This window comes from Ralstonia sp. 22111, assembly GCF_052045895.1.
GTDB lineage: Bacteria > Pseudomonadota > Gammaproteobacteria > Burkholderiales > Burkholderiaceae > Ralstonia > Ralstonia wenshanensis.
On sequence record NZ_JBQEPR010000001.1, the window covers coordinates 446,879 to 462,962 of the forward strand.

The following is a 16,084-nucleotide window of genomic DNA, read 5'->3' on the forward strand; positions in this document are numbered from 1 at the left end:
CCCCCACGACTGATCACCGGAGACTTGCATGACCACGCCGCTTTCCATCGATGCCGCCACCGCTGCTGCAGACGCCGCGCTGTTTCCCGGCTTTCGTCCGTTCCGCCAAATGGTCAACGGGGTGGAGATCGCGGGGGTGATCGGCGGCAGCGGTCCGCCGCTGCTGTTGCTGCATGGCCATCCGCAAAGCCATGTGATCTGGCACAAGGTCGCGCATGAGTTGGCGCACGATTACACCGTCGTTGCGACCGATCTGCGCGGCTATGGCGCCTCGTCCAAGCCGGCCGGCAGCGCCCGGCACGCGGAATACAGCAAGCGCACCATGGCGCAGGACCAGGTGGAGGTCATGCGCGCACTCGGCTTCGGCCGCTTCCGGCTGTGCGCGCATGACCGCGGGGCGCGCGTGGCGCATCGCCTGTGTGTCGATCACCCCTTGCACGTCGAGCGCGCCATGCTGCTCGACATCGCCCCCACGCTGGCGATGTACGAGCACACTGACATGGCGTTTGCAACTGCTTACTGGCATTGGTTCTTCCTGATCCAGCCCGCGCCGTTTCCCGAGACGCTCATCAACGCCACGCCCGATTTCTACATCGGCAAGCTGATGGGCCTGCGCCACGCGGGGCTCGAACCGTTCGCCCCGGAAGCAATGGCGACCTACGCCGCAGCCATGCGCGAACCCGCCTGCGTGCACGCCATGTGCGAGGACTACCGCGCCGCCGCCACCATCGACCTCGAACATGATCGCGCCGACCGCGACGCCGGCAAGCGCGTGAGCGTGCCGCTGCGCGTGCTATGGGGCGAGCACGGCGTGATCCAACGCTGCTTCAAGCCGTTGGAGCTGTGGAGTGCCGTGGCCGAGGACGTGAGCGGCGGCACGGTGCCATGCGGCCACTACGTGCCGGAAGAGGCACCGGAGGCGTTGCTCAAGGAGATGCGGGCGTACTTTGCCTGAGGCGGGCGTCTACGCTTCGGCCCACTCGCGCAGCAGGTTGTGATACGTCCCCGTCAACGCGATAACCGATGCGTCGTCCTGCCCCAGCAGCCCCATCAGCCGCTGCAGTTCCGTGTCCATCTGGAACAGCAGCGTGCGATGCGCGTCGCTGCGCACCATGCTCTGCAGCCAGAAGAACGAGCAGACGCGTGCGCCGCGTGTAACGGGCGTGACGCGGTGCAGGCTGCTGCTGGGGTAGAGCACCATGTCGCCCGCCGCAAGCCTGACGCGGTGCTCGCCGAAGGTGTCGTCGATGACGAGTTCGCCGCCGTCGTAGTCTTCAGGCTCGGTCAGGAACAGCGTGCAGGAGAGGTCGCTGCGGATGCGGAAATCGGTGCCACGCAGGTGGCGCACGGCGTTGTCGACGTGGTTGCCGAAGGTCTGCCCGCCCGCGTAGCGATTGAACAGCGGCGGAAACAACTTAAGCGGCAACGCGGCGGAGAAGAACAACGTATTGGCCGAAAGTGCATCCTGAATCAAGCTGCCGACCTCGCGCGCAGCGGGCGAGCCCTCGGGCAGCTGCATGTTCTGCTTCACCTGGCCCGACTGCGCGCCGGCCGTGACCTTGCCGTCCACCCACTCGGCAGCGTCTATGGTGGCGCGGCACTGCGCGACCTGTTCCTTGGTGAGGACGGCGGGAATCTTCAGCAACATGGCGATGGGATGGTCAGCGCGCGGGCCAGCGCACGCAAACGCGCATCGGGATGGCTTGCAAGAAAGTCATGCGCCTTCGCGAGGAAGGCGGGCGTAGCGGTGCGCGGCACGGCCTGCATCCAGGTGAGGGCGTCGTCTGCGCGGTCGGCGAGTGCGAGCAGGCGTGCAGCGTTGAACTGGCCGCGGAAGTCGCCGCCCTCTGCGGCACGCAGGTAGCAGCGCAGGGCCATTGCCGTGTCAGTCTCGACTTCCCAGCCGTCTTCATAGAAGCCGCCGAGCACGTTGATCGACTTGGCGTGTCCTTGTGCAGCCGCAGCCTGGAAGAGCGCGAAGGCGCGAGCGCGGTTCGCCGGGATGCCGCGTCCGAGCTGCAGGCTTGTCGCGTAGTTGTACTGGCCCCAATCGAGACCGGCATCGGCGGCGCGGGCGTACCAATGTGTGGCGGTTCTGTCGCAGGCGGGCGCGCCCCAACCGTGCTCATAGCAGCGGCCCAGCATGTTGGCAGCCATCGCGTGGCCCGACAGCGCGGCGGTCTTGAACCAGAACAGTGCTTCGCCCGGGTTGCGTTCGACGCCGCGCCCATCGAGCAGCCATTGGCCGAGGATCGCCTGCGCTTCCGTGTGCCCGCGCTGGGCGGCACCAGCCAGCCAGCGCGCGGCGCGATCAGCGGGGCCGGTTAGCACGGCGTGGATGGCATCGACCACCGCCGGGTCGGCAGCGGCGGCGGTTGCTGCGTGCGTCGGCATCAGTAGCGGATGCCCAGCGTCAGGATGGCCGTGCGGCCCGGCGCCAGCGATGCGTAGTGCGATGCATACGCCTGGTTGAAGTACACCTTGTCGAACACGTTCTGCACGTTCAGCTGCAGGGTGGTGTGTTTGTCGATGCGGTATGCGGCCATGGCATCAAAGCGCCAGTACGCCGGCACCCACTTCGGGTTGGCGGGGTTGGTGCTACCCCACACCTTCGAGACGTAATAAGCGCCGCCGCCGAGCGTGAGTTTCGGCATCGGCTGATACGTCGTCCACAGGCTGAAGCTGTTCTTCGGCGTGTTGGGGAAGGCCGTGCCATTGGTGCCACCGAAAGCTGCGCCCGCGCCGCCGTTGTTGCGCAGCTCGCTCTTCAGATACGTGTAACCGCCGAACACTTGCCAGCGGTTGGTCAGCGCGCCCGACCACCCCAGCTCGAAGCCATCGACGCGCTTGTTGCCGGCCATGGCGGCGGTGCCGTCCTGCTGCACGATGCGGGCGTTGGTCGTCTCGATGCGGAAGATCGCAGCCGTCAGCGCAAGCTTGCTGTCGAGCACGTTCCACTTGGTGCCGAGTTCGTAGGCGCGGTTCCTTTCCGGAGCGAGCACGTCGCCGCGATTGCCCGAGCGGTCCGGCGTGAGCGCGCTGGTATCGGCGCCCTGGCCCGCCACCGAGCCCGACGGTGTCGACGATGTGCCATACGCCACATAGATGCTGCCGTTCTGCACAGGCTTGAACACCAGGCCGAGCTGGTAGTTCAGCAGGTTGTCGTCACGCGAGAAGGTCGAACGCACGCCCTGCGCATTGGCCGACGTGGTGGCCGATGCCGAATAGCGATCAAAGCGCAGCCCGCCGTTGACCTGCCAGCGCGGCGACAGCTCGATCGTGTCAAATACGTAGGCCGACTGGGTGCGCACCGTCGTCTCTGCCGGATTGTTGTTGAGCTTGATGCTGCCCGCCCACGGGTCGTTCGGGTTTGGATTGAACAGATCCGTGCAGTTGTAGCCGCCCGCCGCGCCGACGCCGTTCGGGCAGCGGTTGCTGCCGGTGGCCACCGCGTATGTGTCATTGCGGCTGCGCTCGCGCGAGAACTCCAGGCCCGCCGCGTAGCTGTGCTTGAGGCCGCCGGTGTCGAACTTGCCGGTTGCTTCCGTCTGGTTGGCGACGGTATTGGCCACCGAGTATCGCGAATTGGTGCGGCGCCAGACCATGCCGTAGTAGATGTTGCCCTGGCTGTCGTCGGGCTGCGTCCAGATGGTGTCCTGGCTGGTGCGGGCGATGCGCGTGGTGTTGCGCAGCTTCAACGCGGTCGACACATCGTGCTCCAGCGTGAAGGTGCCCATGTCAGCGCGGTCGCGGCGGAAGTCGCGCGACAGGCCGTAGTAGACGTTGCGGTCGACATTCACGGGCGCGCCGTCGCCGGGGGCGAACAGCTGCGGGCGGCCGTCGGTGCGGCGGTTGAACGTGCCGTTGTTGTACGGAATGCCGGTGTCCGGCGTGTCGTTCGATTGCAGGTGGTAGTACGACAGCGTGGCGCGCGTGGGCGTACCCAGCCCAAAAGCGATGGACGGCGCGATGCCCCAGCGGCTGAAGCTCGTCACGTCGCGGCCGGCAACGGCGGCGTCGTGCGCCATCGCGTTCAGGCGGAACGCGGCGTGCTCGCCGATCTGGTAATTGCCGTCGGCCGTGGCACGTTTGTACGCCGCGTTGCCGACCGACAGCGTGCCCTCGGTAAAGTGCTCAAGCTTTGGCGTCTTTGTGACGATGTTGACCGCCCCGCCGGCCGAGCCCCGGCCTTCATACGCGCCCGACGGCCCCTTGATGACTTCCACCGATTCCACGTTGAACATCTCGCGCGATTGCGCCCCGATGTCACGTAGCCCGTCGAGGAAGGTGCTGGCCTGCGCGTCGTAGCCGCGGATGAACGGGCGATCGCCCACGGGGTTGCCGCCTTCGCCGGCGCCAAACGCGATGCCCGGCACCGTGCGCAGCGCCTCGGTGAGCGTGACGGAGCCGGTGCCCTGCAACACCTCTGCGGGGATCACCGTGACGGACTTGGGCGTATCAAGCAGCGGCGCAGTGAATTTGGCGCCTGACGCGGTATCCGTCTTGAAGCCGTTGGTGCCGGTCACGGTCTGCTCGGGCAGGGTGGCGGATACGGCGTCTTTCTTCGTGTCGGCCAGCGCCGGCGCTGAAGCCACGGCGAAGCTCATCGCGCCGGTCAGGTAGCCCACCACCGAATGTTCGGTGCGCTTGCGTTCGATCTGTGCTGCGGACATGACGTGGTGACATTCCCCTGAAAGTTGTTGTCACATGTTTGTTGTAAATGAGAATTGTTATCGTTTACATGTGAGCGAGTCAACGCGCCGGCTGGCGAATTGCTTACGGTCGCAGTGGGACCGCCATATAAATCAGGGAGTTAGGACGCTCCGGCTCCGCTGTAGAAAATTGTTGAGCGCTACGGCACCCGAACGCTTCCATTTTTTCAAGCAAATGATTTAGTATTGCCGGGCAGGCTGTCCAACCGAATCCCTTTTCAAGGCGAGCATGGACCCGGAACTCCTCATCGAGCGGCGCGGCCAAGCGCTGTGGTTGACCATTCAGCGCGAAGACCGCCGCAACGCGATCAACGCGTCCGTGCTCGAAGCGCTGACTGCCGCGCTGGCCAACGCCGGTCGTGACGCCGACGTGCGCGCCGTGGTGTTGACCGGCACCGGCACGCGTGCCTTCTGTGCCGGCGCCGATTTGCAAACCGGCCAATCCTTTCGCTTCGACTATTCCCAGCCGCATCAGGCCCTGGCGGATCTGTTTCGCCAGGCGCGTCGCTGCACTGTGCCGCTCATCGCCCGCGTGAACGGCGCCTGCATGGCGGGCGGTATGGGTTTGCTGGCGATGTGCGATCTGGCAGTGGCCAGCCGCAGCGCCACGTTCGGATTGCCGGAGGTCAAGGTCGGCCTGTTTCCGGCGCAGGTGCTGGCGGTGCTGCAGCACCAGTTGCCGCGTCGCGTGCTCAACGAGCTATGCCTGACAGGCGAACCGATCAGCGCAGACCGCGCGCTCGCCGCCGGCCTCGTCAACGAAGTCGCTGAGCCAGAAGCGCTTGATGCGGCGGTCGATGCATTGCTTGCGCGGCTGGTCGACAAATCGCCGTCGGCCATCCGGCGCGGCCTGTACACGCTCAAGCAAGTGGAATCGCTCAGCTTCGAGCAGGCCATGGCCTTTACCGAAAGCCAGATCGGCCTGTTTGCCTTGACCGAAGACGCACAGGAAGGCCAAGCCGCCTTTCGCGAAAAGCGCGCCCCCAACTGGACGGGGCGCTGACATGCGCAAGGACACCGTTTCCATCGGCGGAGCCAGCGGTTTCTGGGGCGACAGCATCACGGGCCCGATGCAACTGGTCGCCTCGGGCCGCCTCGACTTTCTCGTCTTCGATTACCTGGCCGAGCTGACCATGTCGCTGCTGGCCAGCGCGCGCATGAAAAACCCTGAGTTGGGTTACGCCACCGACTTTGTGAGCGTGGCGATGCGCGCGGTGCTCAAGGATGCGCTGGCGCAGAACATCCGCATCATCGCCAACGCGGGCGGCGTGAATCCGCGCGGATGCGCAACGGCGCTGCAGGCGCTGGCCGATGAACTGGGTGTGAGCGTGCGCATTGCGGTGGTGGAAGGCGACGACGTCATGCCGCTGTTGCCTGCTCTGCGCGATGAAGGTGTGCGCGAATTGCAGAGCGGCCGCCCCTTGCCCGACAAGGTGGTCAGCGCCAATGCGTACCTCGGCGCGTTGCCGATCAAGGCGGCACTCGATGCGGGCGCGCAGGTTGTCATTACGGGGCGATGCGTCGATAGCGCCGTCACGCTCGGCGCGTTGATGCACCACTTCGACTGGGCCACCGACGACTACGATCGGCTCGCCGCCGGCAGCCTCGCCGGGCACATCCTTGAATGCGGCTGCCAGGGGGCGGGCGGACTGCACACCGATTGGGAAGCCGTGCCCGACTGGGCACACAGCGGCTACCCGATTGCCGAATGCCGGGCCGACGGCAGCTTCATCGTCACCAAGCCCGACGGCACGGGCGGGCTGGTGATGCCTGCGACGGTGGGCGAACAACTGCTCTACGAAATCGGTGACCCGGCGCGCTACGTGCTGCCCGATGTGGTGTGCGACTTCACGCAGGTGACGATGACGCAGGCGGCCGAGCATCGCGTCGAAGTGCGCGGCGCACGCGGCCTCGCGCCCACGCCCGACTACAAGGTGAGCGCAACGTATGCCGACGGCTATCGCGCGACGGGTCAGCTCACCGTCGTCGGCATCGACGCCGATCGCAAGGCGCGCCGCACCGCCGAGGCGATTCTGGAGCGCACGCGCGGCCTGTTCCGCCAACTCGGTCTGCCGGATTACAGCGCAACGCATATCGAGACGCTCGGTTCGGCGTATCTGTTCGGGCCGCATCAGCCGAACGTGCCGCGATTTGAATCGGTGATGTGGCTGGCGGTGACGCATCCAAACAAGCAGGCGTTGGAACTGTTCGCGCGCGAAATCGCCCCGGCCGGCACGTCGTGGGCACCGGGCACGACAGGCGCAGGTGGGCGGCCAAGCGTGGTGCCTGCCATCAAGCAATACGCTTTTCTGATCGACAAGGCGCGCGTGCAGGCGCGCGTGACGCTGCTGGGTGGCGACAGCATCGACATCGCCGTGCCGACGGGTGGCGCCGCGCTTGAACCGTCCGCTGCGGCGCAGGCCTCCGTTGCATTGCCCCCTGGCCCAACGCGCGAAGTGCCCCTCATCGACCTCGCCTACGCGCGCAGCGGCGACAAGGGCGACACGTCCAATATCGGCGTCATCGCGCGTCGGCCTGAAGACCTGCCGCTGCTGCGCGCGCAATTGACGGAAGACGCCGTCGCCGCGTACCTTGCCCACGTCGTGAAGGGGCGTGTAACGCGCTACGACCTGCCCGGCATCCACGCCCTCAATTTTGTGTGCGAGCAGGCGCTGGGCGGTGGCGGCATGGCGTCGCTGCGCAACGACCCGCTCGGCAAGGGCATGGCGCAGGTGCTGCTGACGATGCCGGTGCGTGTGCCGGTCGACCATTCTTGATTGACGAGGCGATCATGCTCTCAGGTCTGCTGCCGTCTGCCCGCTTCGACGCCGATCACGAAACGTTTCGTGAGACCGTTCGTCGCTTTGTCGACAAGGCCGTGATGCCAAACATCGACGCGTGGGAAGAGGCCGAGACGTTTCCGCGTGCGCTGTACCGCGAAGCGGCCGACCTTGGCTTGCTCGGCATCGGTTTCCCCGAGGAGCACGGCGGCACGCCGGGCGATTTGTTTCTGGAACTGGCGATGATCGAAGAGCTGACGCGAGCGGCCAGCGGCGGTCTGCTCGCATCGCTGTTCAGCCACACGATCGGCGCGCCGCCCATCGTGGCTGGCGGATCGGCAGAATTGAAGGCGCGTGTGCTGCCCGAAATCCTGGCGGGCGAGAAGATCAGCGCGCTCGCCATCACCGAGCCCTCGGGCGGCTCGGACGTCGCCAACCTCACCACACGCGCGGTGCGCGACGGCGATCACTACATCGTCAACGGCAGCAAGACCTTCATCACCTCCGGCATGCGGGCGGATTACATCACCGTGGCGGTGCGCACAGGCGGTGCGGGCGCGGGCGGCATCTCCGTGCTGCTGGTGGAGGGCGATACGCCGGGCCTGTCCCGCACACCGCTCAAGAAGATGGGCTGGTGGTGCTCCGACACCGCGCAACTGCACTTCGACAACTGCCGCGTGCCGGCCCGCAACCTGCTCGGCGCGGAAAACCGCGGCTTCGAGCTGGTGATGCGCAATTTCAACCACGAGCGCCTTGCGCTGGCGATGCAGGCCTACGGCCTGGCGCGCACGTGCCTGACCGAAGCCGTGGAATGGGCCACCCAGCGAGAGACCTTCGGCAAGCGCCTGGTGCAGCATCAAGTCGTGCGGCAGAAACTGGTGGCGATGGCCACGCGTATCGAAGCGACGCGCGCCTTGCTTGAAGACCTGATGCGGCGCATGCAAGCCGGCGATGCACCCGTCGCGCAGCTGTGCATGCTGAAGAACTTCGCCACGCAGAGCCTGCAGTTCTGCGCCGACACGGCCGTGCAATTGCTTGGCGGCATGGGCTTCATGCGCGGCACGAAGTCGGAGCGCATCTATCGTGAAGTGAAGGTCTACATGATCGGCGGCGGCGCGGAGGAAGTCCTCAACGACCTTGCTGCGCGACAGCTCGGCTGGGCCTAAGGGCCTAACGCGCGCATTCAGCATTCAGGGAGAGAACCATGTATCGCTCAGTCTTTCGACCGGGGCTGTTCCAGGGGCAGGTGGCCGTGGTGACGGGCGGCGGCAGCGGCATCGGCCGGTGCACGGCGCATGAGCTGGCGTCGCTCGGCGCGGCCGTTGCGCTGGTGGGGCGCAATGCAGAGAAGCTCGCCGCGGTGCGCACGGAGATCGTCGAAGCCGGCGGCACCGCGCACGCCTACGTCTGCAACATCCGCGACGAGGCCGCCGTGCAAGCGACCGTTGCGCAAATCTACGGCGAGCACGGCCGCATCGACGCGCTGGTCAACAACGCGGGCGGCCAGTTTCCGGCGCCGCTCAAGGACATCTCCGCCAAGGGCTGGGAAGCGGTGGTGCAGACGAACCTGACGGGCGGCTTCCTCATGGCGCGCGAATGCCTGAACCAGGCGATGCAGCAGCGCGGCGGCGCCATCGTCAACATCGTGGCCGACATGTGGGGCGGCATGCCGAACATGGGCCACTCGGGCGCAGCACGCGCCGGCATGGTCAACTTGACGGAGACGGCCGCCTTCGAATGGGCGCAGTACGGCGTGCGCGTGAACGCGGTGGCGCCGGGCTACGTGGCGTCGTCGGGCATGGACGCGTATCCGCCGTGGATGGCCGACACCATTCGCAGCATGCCGTCGACGGTGCCGCTCGGGCGCTTTGCCACCGAGGCGGAAGTGTCGTCGGCGATCGTGTATCTGCTCTCGGAAGCGGCGGGCTTCATTACCGGCACGACGTTGCGCGTGGATGGCGGCCGGCCGAACGTGCGGCCCGGGGCGCCGATGCCGGCACCGCGCCATGGTGCCGCGCCGTTCAACGGCTTTCACCTGGCCGTGACGCCCAAGGTGCTGCAAGACAAGGAGGACCGCAATGCCGGCACTTGAGTCGCGCATCGTGCCGCAGAGCGACGCGTATCAGCAGAACCATGCCGCGCTCACGGAGCGCGTCGGGCAGTTGCGCACGCTGGAAAACCGCACGCGCGACAAGTCCGAAGCCTCGCGCGCGCGCTTTGAGCAACGCGGGCAACTGCTGCCGCGTGACCGGCTTGGCCGCCTGCTCGACGCCGGTGCGCCGTTTCTTGAGCTGTCGACGCTGGCGGGCTTTTGCCTCGATCACGCCGACCCGGCGCGGTCCATTCCTGGCGGCGGCTTCATCGCTGGGATCGGCTGGGTGAGAGGCGTGCGCGCCATGATCATCGTTGACGACGCGGGCATCGACGCAGGTGCCGTGCAGCCGATGGGCATCGAGAAGTTCCAGCGCGCGCAGGCCATTGCGCTGGAGCAGAAGCTGCCGTTCATCCATCTCGTCGAATCGGCTGGCGCCAACCTGCTGACGTATCGCGTGGAGACCTTCATCCACGGCGGCAGCGGCTTCTACTGGCTCGCGCGGCTCTCGGCGGCGGGCATTCCGGTGATCAGCGTGGTGCATGGGTCGAGCACGGCGGGCGGCGCCTACATGCCGGGCCTGTCGGACTACGTGGTGATGGTGCGCGACCGCGCGCGCGCGTTCCTCGCCGGCCCGCCGTTGCTGAAGGCAGCCACGGGCGAGATCGCCACCGAAGAGGAACTGGGCGGCGCGGAAATGCACGCCACCACTTCGGGCCTGGCCGAATACCTGGCCGAAGACGATGCGGATGCGCTGCGCATCGTGCGCGAACTTGTTGCCGCGCTCGACTGGAACCGCGATGTGCCTGCAGCGAATCGGCCCTATGCGCCGCCGCGCTTCGATGCCGAAGAACTGCTTGGCATTGCGCTGGCCGATCACCGCAAACCGCTCGACATGCGCGAGGTGATTGCCCGCATTGCCGATGGATCAGATTTCCTGGAGTTCAAGCCCGACTACGGCCCAGGCACCGTCACCGGGCACGCGGCGATCTGCGGCATGCGCGTTGGCGTCATCACGAACAACGGGCCGCTGGACCCGGCGGGCGCCACCAAGGTGGTGCACTTCATCCAGGCGTGCTGCCAGTCCGATACGCCGCTGCTGTACCTGCAAAACACCACCGGCTTCATCGTCGGCAAGGCGTCGGAGCAGGCCGGCATGATCAAGCACGGCTCGAAGATGATCCAGGCCATGGCTAACGCTACCGTGCCGCGCATCACGGTGCATTGCGGTGCGTCGTTCGGGGCGGGCAACTACGGCATGTCGGGGCGCGGTTTCTTTCCGGATTTCTGCTTCAGTTGGCCCAACGCCAAGACGGCCGTGATGGGCGCCGAGCAGGCCGCCGGCACCATGGCGACCGTCATGGCCGCCAGCATGCAACGCAAGACGCAGACCGTCGACCACGACGCCATCGAAGCGATGCGCGCCAAGGTGATCGACACGTTCGAGCGGCAGTCCGACGCGTTCACCATTTCGGGCCGGCTGCTGGACGACGGCGTGATCGACCCGCGCGACACGCGCAAGGTGCTCGCCTGCGTGCTGTCCGTCTGCGACGAGGCGCGCAGGCGAACGCTGCATCCCATCCAGTTTGGCGTTGCGCGCCCGTAACGCCATCCCGAAATCCATACACGAACTGCCGAGCACAACAGGACAACGGAGCGAGACACCATGCACTTCACCCACGAACACCAGGAACTGCAGCGCAACCTGAAACGCTTCATCGACAGCGACATCAACCCGTACGTGGATGAATGGGAAGCGGCGGAGATGTTTCCCGCCAAGCAGCTCTTCAAGAAGATGGGCGAGTTGGGCTTTCTCGGTATCGCCAAGCCGACTGAATTCGGCGGGCTGGGGCTCGACTATTCGTATGCGATGGCGATGGCCGAGACGCTTGGCCACATCCACTGCGGCGGCGTGCCGATGGCGATTGGCGTGCAGACCGACATGGCGACGCCCGCGCTCGCACGCTTCGGTTCGGATGAACTGCGCGCACAGTTTCTCGCCCCCGCCATCAGCGGCGATGCGGTGGCCTGCGTGGGCGTATCGGAGCCGAGCGCCGGCTCCGACGTGGCGAGCATCAAGACCACCGCGCGCAAGGACGGCGACGACTACATCATCAACGGCAGCAAGATGTGGATCACCAACAGCCTGCAGGCCGACTGGATGTGCCTGCTGGCCAACACGTCCGATGACCCGGCCCACCGCAACAAGTCGCTCATCATCGTGCCGATGAACACGAAGGGCGTGTCGGTCGGCAAGAAGATCCGCAAGATCGGCATGAACTCGTCGGACACGGGCCTCATCTACTTTGACGACGTGCGCGTGCCGCAGCGCTACCGCATCGGCGAGGAAGGCAAGGGCTTCACGTACCAGATGCTGCAGTTCCAGGAGGAGCGCCTGTGGGCCGCGGCCAGCAGCCTGGCGACGATGACGATGTGCATCGAGACCACCGCCGAGTACGCACGCGAGCGCAAGCTCTTCGGCGCCAGCCTGCTCGACAACCAGTGGGTGCACTTCAAGCTGGCCGAGCTGAAGACGGAAGTGGAAGCGCTGCGTGCGCTCACATATCGCGCGTGCGACTTGTACATCCACGGGCAGGACGTGACGGAGCTGGCATCGATGGCCAAGCTCAAGGCTGGGCGGCTCGCGCGCATCGTGCCCGATGCCTGCCTGCAGTTCTGGGGCGGCATGGGCTTCACGTGGGACAACCCGGTCTCGCGCTATTACCGCGATGGGCGCCTGGGCTCGATTGGAGGCGGCGCGGACGAGGTGATGCTCGGCATCATCTGCAAATACATGAACACGCTGCCCGGCAAGAAGGGCTGAACGATGGCCGCCCCGCATGCTGCCTTCCGCTCCGTGTTCATTGCCAACCGGGGCGAGATCGCCTTGCGCATCATGCGCACGGCGCGTCGCCTTGGCATGCGCACCGTTGCCGTGTATTCCGACGCTGACCGCGATGCGCCGCATTTCCGCGCGGCCGATCTGGCGTTGCCGATTGGCGCATCGCAACCGCAGGCGTCGTACCTGAACATTGCGGCGTTGCTGGAGGCGGCGCGCAAGTCGGGTGCGCAGGCGGTCCATCCGGGCTACGGCTTCCTCGCGGAGAGCGACGCCTTTGCCAACGCGTGTGCAGACGCGGGCCTCGTCTTCATCGGGCCGCCCGCAGGTGCCATCCACGCAATGGGCAACAAGGCCGGTGCCAAGCGCCTCATGGAAGCCGCCGGCGTGCCCTGCGTGCCGGGCTACCAGGGCGAAGATCAATCCGCCGAGCGCATGGCGGAGGAAGCCGCACGGATTGGCTATCCGGTGATGATTAAGGCGGCGGCCGGTGGCGGTGGGCGCGGCATGCGGCGCGTCGAGCGGGCGGACGAGTTTGCGGCGGCGCTGCAGTCTGCGCGTTCCGAAGCGGAGAACGCGTTTGGCTCGGGCGAGTTGATCCTCGAAAAAGCCATCGTCGAGCCGCGCCATATCGAGATTCAGGTGTTTGCCGATACGCATGGCAACGTGGTCCACCTCGGGGAGCGCGATTGCTCCGTGCAGCGTCGGCATCAGAAGCTGATCGAAGAATCGCCGTCACCCGCGGTGTCGCCCGAGGTGCGCGCGCGCATGGGTGCGGTGTCGGTGGCGGCGGCGCGTGCCATCGGCTACGTGGGCGCGGGCACGCTGGAATTCCTGCTCGCCCCGGACGGCGCGTTCTACTTCATGGAGATGAACACGCGGCTGCAGGTCGAGCATGCCGTGACCGAAGCGATCATCGGCGTCGATCTGGTCGAGTGGCAGTTGCGCGTGTCGCTGGGCGAGCCTTTGCCGCTGGCGCAAGGCGCCATCGATGCACGCCGTGCACAAGGCGGCCACGCCATCGAAGTGCGGTTGTGCGCAGAAGACCCGCAGCAGAATTTCCTGCCGCAGACCGGCACCGTCGCCCGCTGGCGTGCGCCGCAGGATGTCCGCACGGACCATGCATTGGCCGATGGGCTCGTCGTTTCGCCGTACTACGACTCGATGCTCGCCAAGATCGTCGCGCATGGCACCGACCGCGCTGACGCATGCCGGCGTCTTGCGCACGCCTTGGACGATTGCCTGCTGCTTGGCTTGCCAACCAACCGGGCGTTTCTGCGCGATTGCGTGGTGCATCCGGCGTTCCTTGCCGGCGATGTGTCCACCGTGTTCATCGAGCGGCATTTCCCGGCCCCGACGCGCCAGTCTGCCGTACCCGATGCAGCGGTCTGCCAGGCGGCCGCCGTGCTGCTCACGCACTTGCGCGAAGGCGCCGCACGCCGCTATCCCGCAGAACTACGCGGCTGGGCCAGCAGCCGCACATACCCGACGCTGTGCCGTTTCACGCTCGACGGTGAAGCCATCGACATGCGCCTGCGTGCGCTCGGTGCGCAGCAATGGGAACTGACCTGGGACGGCGGTGCCGCGCAGGCTGCGCTTGTGTCTGAGGGCGACGGTCACCTCACGCTCGCGCTGGGTGACACATGCCACGCGGTGGACTACGCCCTCACCCCGGCTGCGTGCCACTTCGTGCTGAATGGCATCGAACACACCGCCGTCGACACCACCTACGCCAAGGCGGAGCGCAGCGGCGCACAAGCGGGCAGCGGCCGCATCAGCGCACCGATGAACGGTCGCGTCGTTGCCGTGCATGTGGCCGAAGGGGAGGCCGTCTGCGCCGGTCAGGTGCTGCTGGTGGTGGAGGCGATGAAGATGGAGCACAGCATTGCCGCGCCGCTCGCAGGCGAGGTGAGGGGGCTGTTCACCCAGGTCGGGGCGCAGGTTGCGCCCGGTGGGTTGCTGATGGAGATTGCCGCGGCCTGACGGCTGCGTTGCCGTTCCTGTTCATCGTTTCGTCGTGCAATTCGTGCGGTCAATGCGGTCAATGCAGTCCACAGGAGACGTCCCATGTCCGAAGCCACGCCAGACACCACGCTTGAAGCCAACCTGCCGAACCGGGTGACGCTGGGCGATACGTTGCATCGCAGTGCACGCAAGTTCGGCGCGAAAGTCGCGCTGGTCGATGGCCCGCGTCGCATGACGCATGCCGAGCTCAACGCAGACAGCAATCGCTATGCGCACGCGCTGCTTGCAAGCGGCCTCATGCCTGGCGACAAGGTGGCGATGCTCTGCGGCAACTCGGCGCAGTTTCTGGTGGCCGCGTACGGCATTCTCAAGGCGGGGCTGGTGTGGGTGCCGATCAACGCGATGCTTGGACCGGATGACGTGCGCTACATCCTCGAACATGCCGAGGCGCGGCACGTGGTGATCGACGCGGCGCTGTACCCGGCGCTGCGCGACACGCTGAATGCGCTGGGGCTCCCGGCGCACCAATGCTTCGGTGAACCGGTTGCCGACGGCCCGCAAACCGTGGAGCAGGCGCTGCAAGGCCACGCCGATACGCTGCCCGACGTGGTGATCGACGATCGCGATCTCGCGCTCATCATGTACACCAGCGGCACGACCGGCCGGCCAAAGGGCGCAATGCACTCGCACCGCTCGGTGCATGCCGCGCTGATGTCCAACATCGCCGGCCTGAACCTGAACGAGACCGACGTGTTCTCGTGCCTGCTGCCGATGTTCCACTGCGCGCAGTTTGCGACGGCTGCATCCGCGATGATGGTGGGCGCCACGCTCGTCATCCAGCGCGGCTTTGATCCGGCGGCGCTGCTCGACGCGATTGCCGGCGAGCGCATCACGCAACTGTTCGGCCTGCCGCTCATGTACGCCGCGCTGCTGCACCATCCGCTGCGTGCGCAGCGGGATATCTCCAGCCTGCGCCTGTGCCTGTATGCGATGGCGCCGATGGCCAAGCCGCTGCTCGAACGCCTGATTGCCGAGGTGTGCCCGAACTTTGCCCTCGGCTCCGGGCAGACCGAGATCTTCCCGATGACGATGTACTTCGCGCCCGACCAGCAACTGCAGCGCACCGGCAACTATTGGGGCCAGCCGTGCATGGTGAACGAGGCCGCGGTGATGGACGATCAAGGCAATCTGCTCGGCCCCAACCAACTGGGCGAGATCGTGCACCGCGGCCCCAACGTCATGCTCGGCTACTTCAAGGACCCGCAGGCCACCGCCAACGCACGCCGCTTCGGCTGGCACCACACAGGCGACCTCGGCATGTGGGATGCCGACGGCCAGCTTCAGTTCAAGGACCGCATCAAGGACATGATCAAGACCGGCGGTGAGAACGTGCCTTCGGTCAAGGTGGAAGAAGTGTTGCTACGGCACGCGGCCGTGGCGAATGCCGCAGTGGTCGGCTTGCCGCACGCGCACTGGGTGGAAGCCGTGGCCGCGTTCGTCTGCCTCAAGCCCGATGCACACGCCGATGCGGCCGCGCTGCAGGCGCATTGTCGGGCGCATCTCGGCAGCTTTGAGGTGCCCAAGCACATCGCCGTGGTCGACAAGCTGCCCATGACGGCGACGGGCAAGATCCAGAAGCATGTGCTGCGCAGCGCCAATCAGACGCTGTTCGAGGGCGATGCGCGCTAAGGAAGCG

General features: G+C 66.4%; 12 protein-coding genes. 9 read left to right on the forward strand and 3 right to left on the reverse strand.

The features are described from left to right. The first annotated feature begins 28 nt into the window (after window positions 1-28). Window positions 29-955 (forward strand): alpha/beta fold hydrolase, encoded by a 927-nt coding sequence (locus ACTJK4_RS02080; protein WP_232041715.1) that lies wholly within the window; start codon window positions 29-31, stop codon window positions 953-955. Between the two features lie 9 nt (window positions 956-964). Here the strand turns inward: ACTJK4_RS02080 and ACTJK4_RS02085 are convergent, their stop codons facing one another. From ACTJK4_RS02085 to ACTJK4_RS02095, 3 genes are read right to left on the reverse strand one after another with little or no spacing between them, the layout of a single operon-like run. Next, complete coding sequence (locus ACTJK4_RS02085) at window positions 965-1,648, reverse strand: Fe2+-dependent dioxygenase (protein WP_440815692.1); 684 nt, start codon at window positions 1,646-1,648, stop codon at window positions 965-967. Further along, entirely contained in the window at window positions 1,639-2,394 is a 756-nt protein-coding gene (locus tag ACTJK4_RS02090; protein WP_440815695.1) for a tetratricopeptide repeat protein, read from the reverse strand. The genes ACTJK4_RS02085 and ACTJK4_RS02090 overlap by 10 nt, the downstream gene beginning before the upstream one ends. Next, window positions 2,394-4,673, reverse strand: a complete 2,280-nt coding sequence (locus ACTJK4_RS02095; protein ID WP_440815697.1) for a TonB-dependent receptor — start codon at window positions 4,671-4,673, stop codon at window positions 2,394-2,396. The genes ACTJK4_RS02090 and ACTJK4_RS02095 overlap by 1 nt, the downstream gene beginning before the upstream one ends. Window positions 4,674-4,941: 268 nt before the next feature. On the opposite strand from ACTJK4_RS02095, the gene ACTJK4_RS02100 reads away from it, so the two are divergent. The 8 genes from ACTJK4_RS02100 (at window position 4,942) to ACTJK4_RS02135 (ending at window position 16,077) form a co-directional block, all read left to right on the forward strand. Further along, the gene (locus tag ACTJK4_RS02100; protein ID WP_440815700.1) at window positions 4,942-5,715 is read left to right on the forward strand and encodes an enoyl-CoA hydratase/isomerase family protein; all 774 of its coding nucleotides are present in this window, start codon (window positions 4,942-4,944) and stop codon (window positions 5,713-5,715) included. Window position 5,716: 1 nt separating this feature from the next. Further along, a complete protein-coding gene (locus tag ACTJK4_RS02105) occupies window positions 5,717-7,489 on the forward strand; it encodes an acyclic terpene utilization AtuA family protein (protein WP_440815703.1) in 1,773 nt (590 codons plus the stop codon). Window positions 7,490-7,503: 14 nt separating this feature from the next. Then, window positions 7,504-8,658, forward strand: a complete 1,155-nt coding sequence (locus ACTJK4_RS02110; RefSeq protein ID WP_232041721.1) for an acyl-CoA dehydrogenase family protein — start codon at window positions 7,504-7,506, stop codon at window positions 8,656-8,658. 38 nt (window positions 8,659-8,696) lie between these two features. After that, window positions 8,697-9,584 (forward strand): SDR family oxidoreductase, encoded by an 888-nt coding sequence (locus ACTJK4_RS02115; RefSeq protein WP_440815706.1) that lies wholly within the window; start codon window positions 8,697-8,699, stop codon window positions 9,582-9,584. After that, a complete protein-coding gene (locus ACTJK4_RS02120; RefSeq protein WP_440815709.1) occupies window positions 9,571-11,190 on the forward strand; it encodes an acyl-CoA carboxylase subunit beta in 1,620 nt (539 codons plus the stop codon). The genes ACTJK4_RS02115 and ACTJK4_RS02120 overlap by 14 nt, the downstream gene beginning before the upstream one ends. A 60-nt stretch (window positions 11,191-11,250) precedes the next feature. Then, window positions 11,251-12,408, forward strand: coding sequence for an acyl-CoA dehydrogenase family protein (locus ACTJK4_RS02125; protein WP_316874984.1), 1,158 nt, complete (start codon window positions 11,251-11,253; stop codon window positions 12,406-12,408). 3 nt (window positions 12,409-12,411) lie between these two features. Continuing rightward, window positions 12,412-14,406, forward strand: coding sequence for an acetyl/propionyl/methylcrotonyl-CoA carboxylase subunit alpha (locus tag ACTJK4_RS02130; protein ID WP_440815711.1), 1,995 nt, complete (start codon window positions 12,412-12,414; stop codon window positions 14,404-14,406). Between the two features lie 84 nt (window positions 14,407-14,490). Continuing rightward, window positions 14,491-16,077 (forward strand): AMP-binding protein, encoded by a 1,587-nt coding sequence (locus tag ACTJK4_RS02135; RefSeq protein WP_440815714.1) that lies wholly within the window; start codon window positions 14,491-14,493, stop codon window positions 16,075-16,077. Window positions 16,078-16,084 lie beyond the last annotated feature (7 nt).

Coding starts and splice junctions, on each gene's coding strand:
- ACTJK4_RS02125 (WP_316874984.1), top strand. CDS start 11,251: ATGCACTTCACCCACGAACACCAGGAACTGCAGCGCAACCTGAAACGC.
- ACTJK4_RS02115 (WP_440815706.1), top strand. CDS start 8,697: ATGTATCGCTCAGTCTTTCGACCGGGGCTGTTCCAGGGGCAGGTGGCC.
- ACTJK4_RS02130 (WP_440815711.1), top strand. CDS start 12,412: ATGGCCGCCCCGCATGCTGCCTTCCGCTCCGTGTTCATTGCCAACCGG.
- ACTJK4_RS02135 (WP_440815714.1), top strand. CDS start 14,491: ATGTCCGAAGCCACGCCAGACACCACGCTTGAAGCCAACCTGCCGAAC.
- ACTJK4_RS02105 (WP_440815703.1), top strand. CDS start 5,717: ATGCGCAAGGACACCGTTTCCATCGGCGGAGCCAGCGGTTTCTGGGGC.
- ACTJK4_RS02100 (WP_440815700.1), top strand. CDS start 4,942: ATGGACCCGGAACTCCTCATCGAGCGGCGCGGCCAAGCGCTGTGGTTG.
- ACTJK4_RS02085 (WP_440815692.1), bottom strand. CDS start 1,648: ATGTTGCTGAAGATTCCCGCCGTCCTCACCAAGGAACAGGTCGCGCAG.
- ACTJK4_RS02095 (WP_440815697.1), bottom strand. CDS start 4,673: ATGTCCGCAGCACAGATCGAACGCAAGCGCACCGAACATTCGGTGGTG.
- ACTJK4_RS02110 (WP_232041721.1), top strand. CDS start 7,504: ATGCTCTCAGGTCTGCTGCCGTCTGCCCGCTTCGACGCCGATCACGAA.
- ACTJK4_RS02090 (WP_440815695.1), bottom strand. CDS start 2,394: ATGCCGACGCACGCAGCAACCGCCGCCGCTGCCGACCCGGCGGTGGTC.
- ACTJK4_RS02120 (WP_440815709.1), top strand. CDS start 9,571: ATGCCGGCACTTGAGTCGCGCATCGTGCCGCAGAGCGACGCGTATCAG.
- ACTJK4_RS02080 (WP_232041715.1), top strand. CDS start 29: ATGACCACGCCGCTTTCCATCGATGCCGCCACCGCTGCTGCAGACGCC.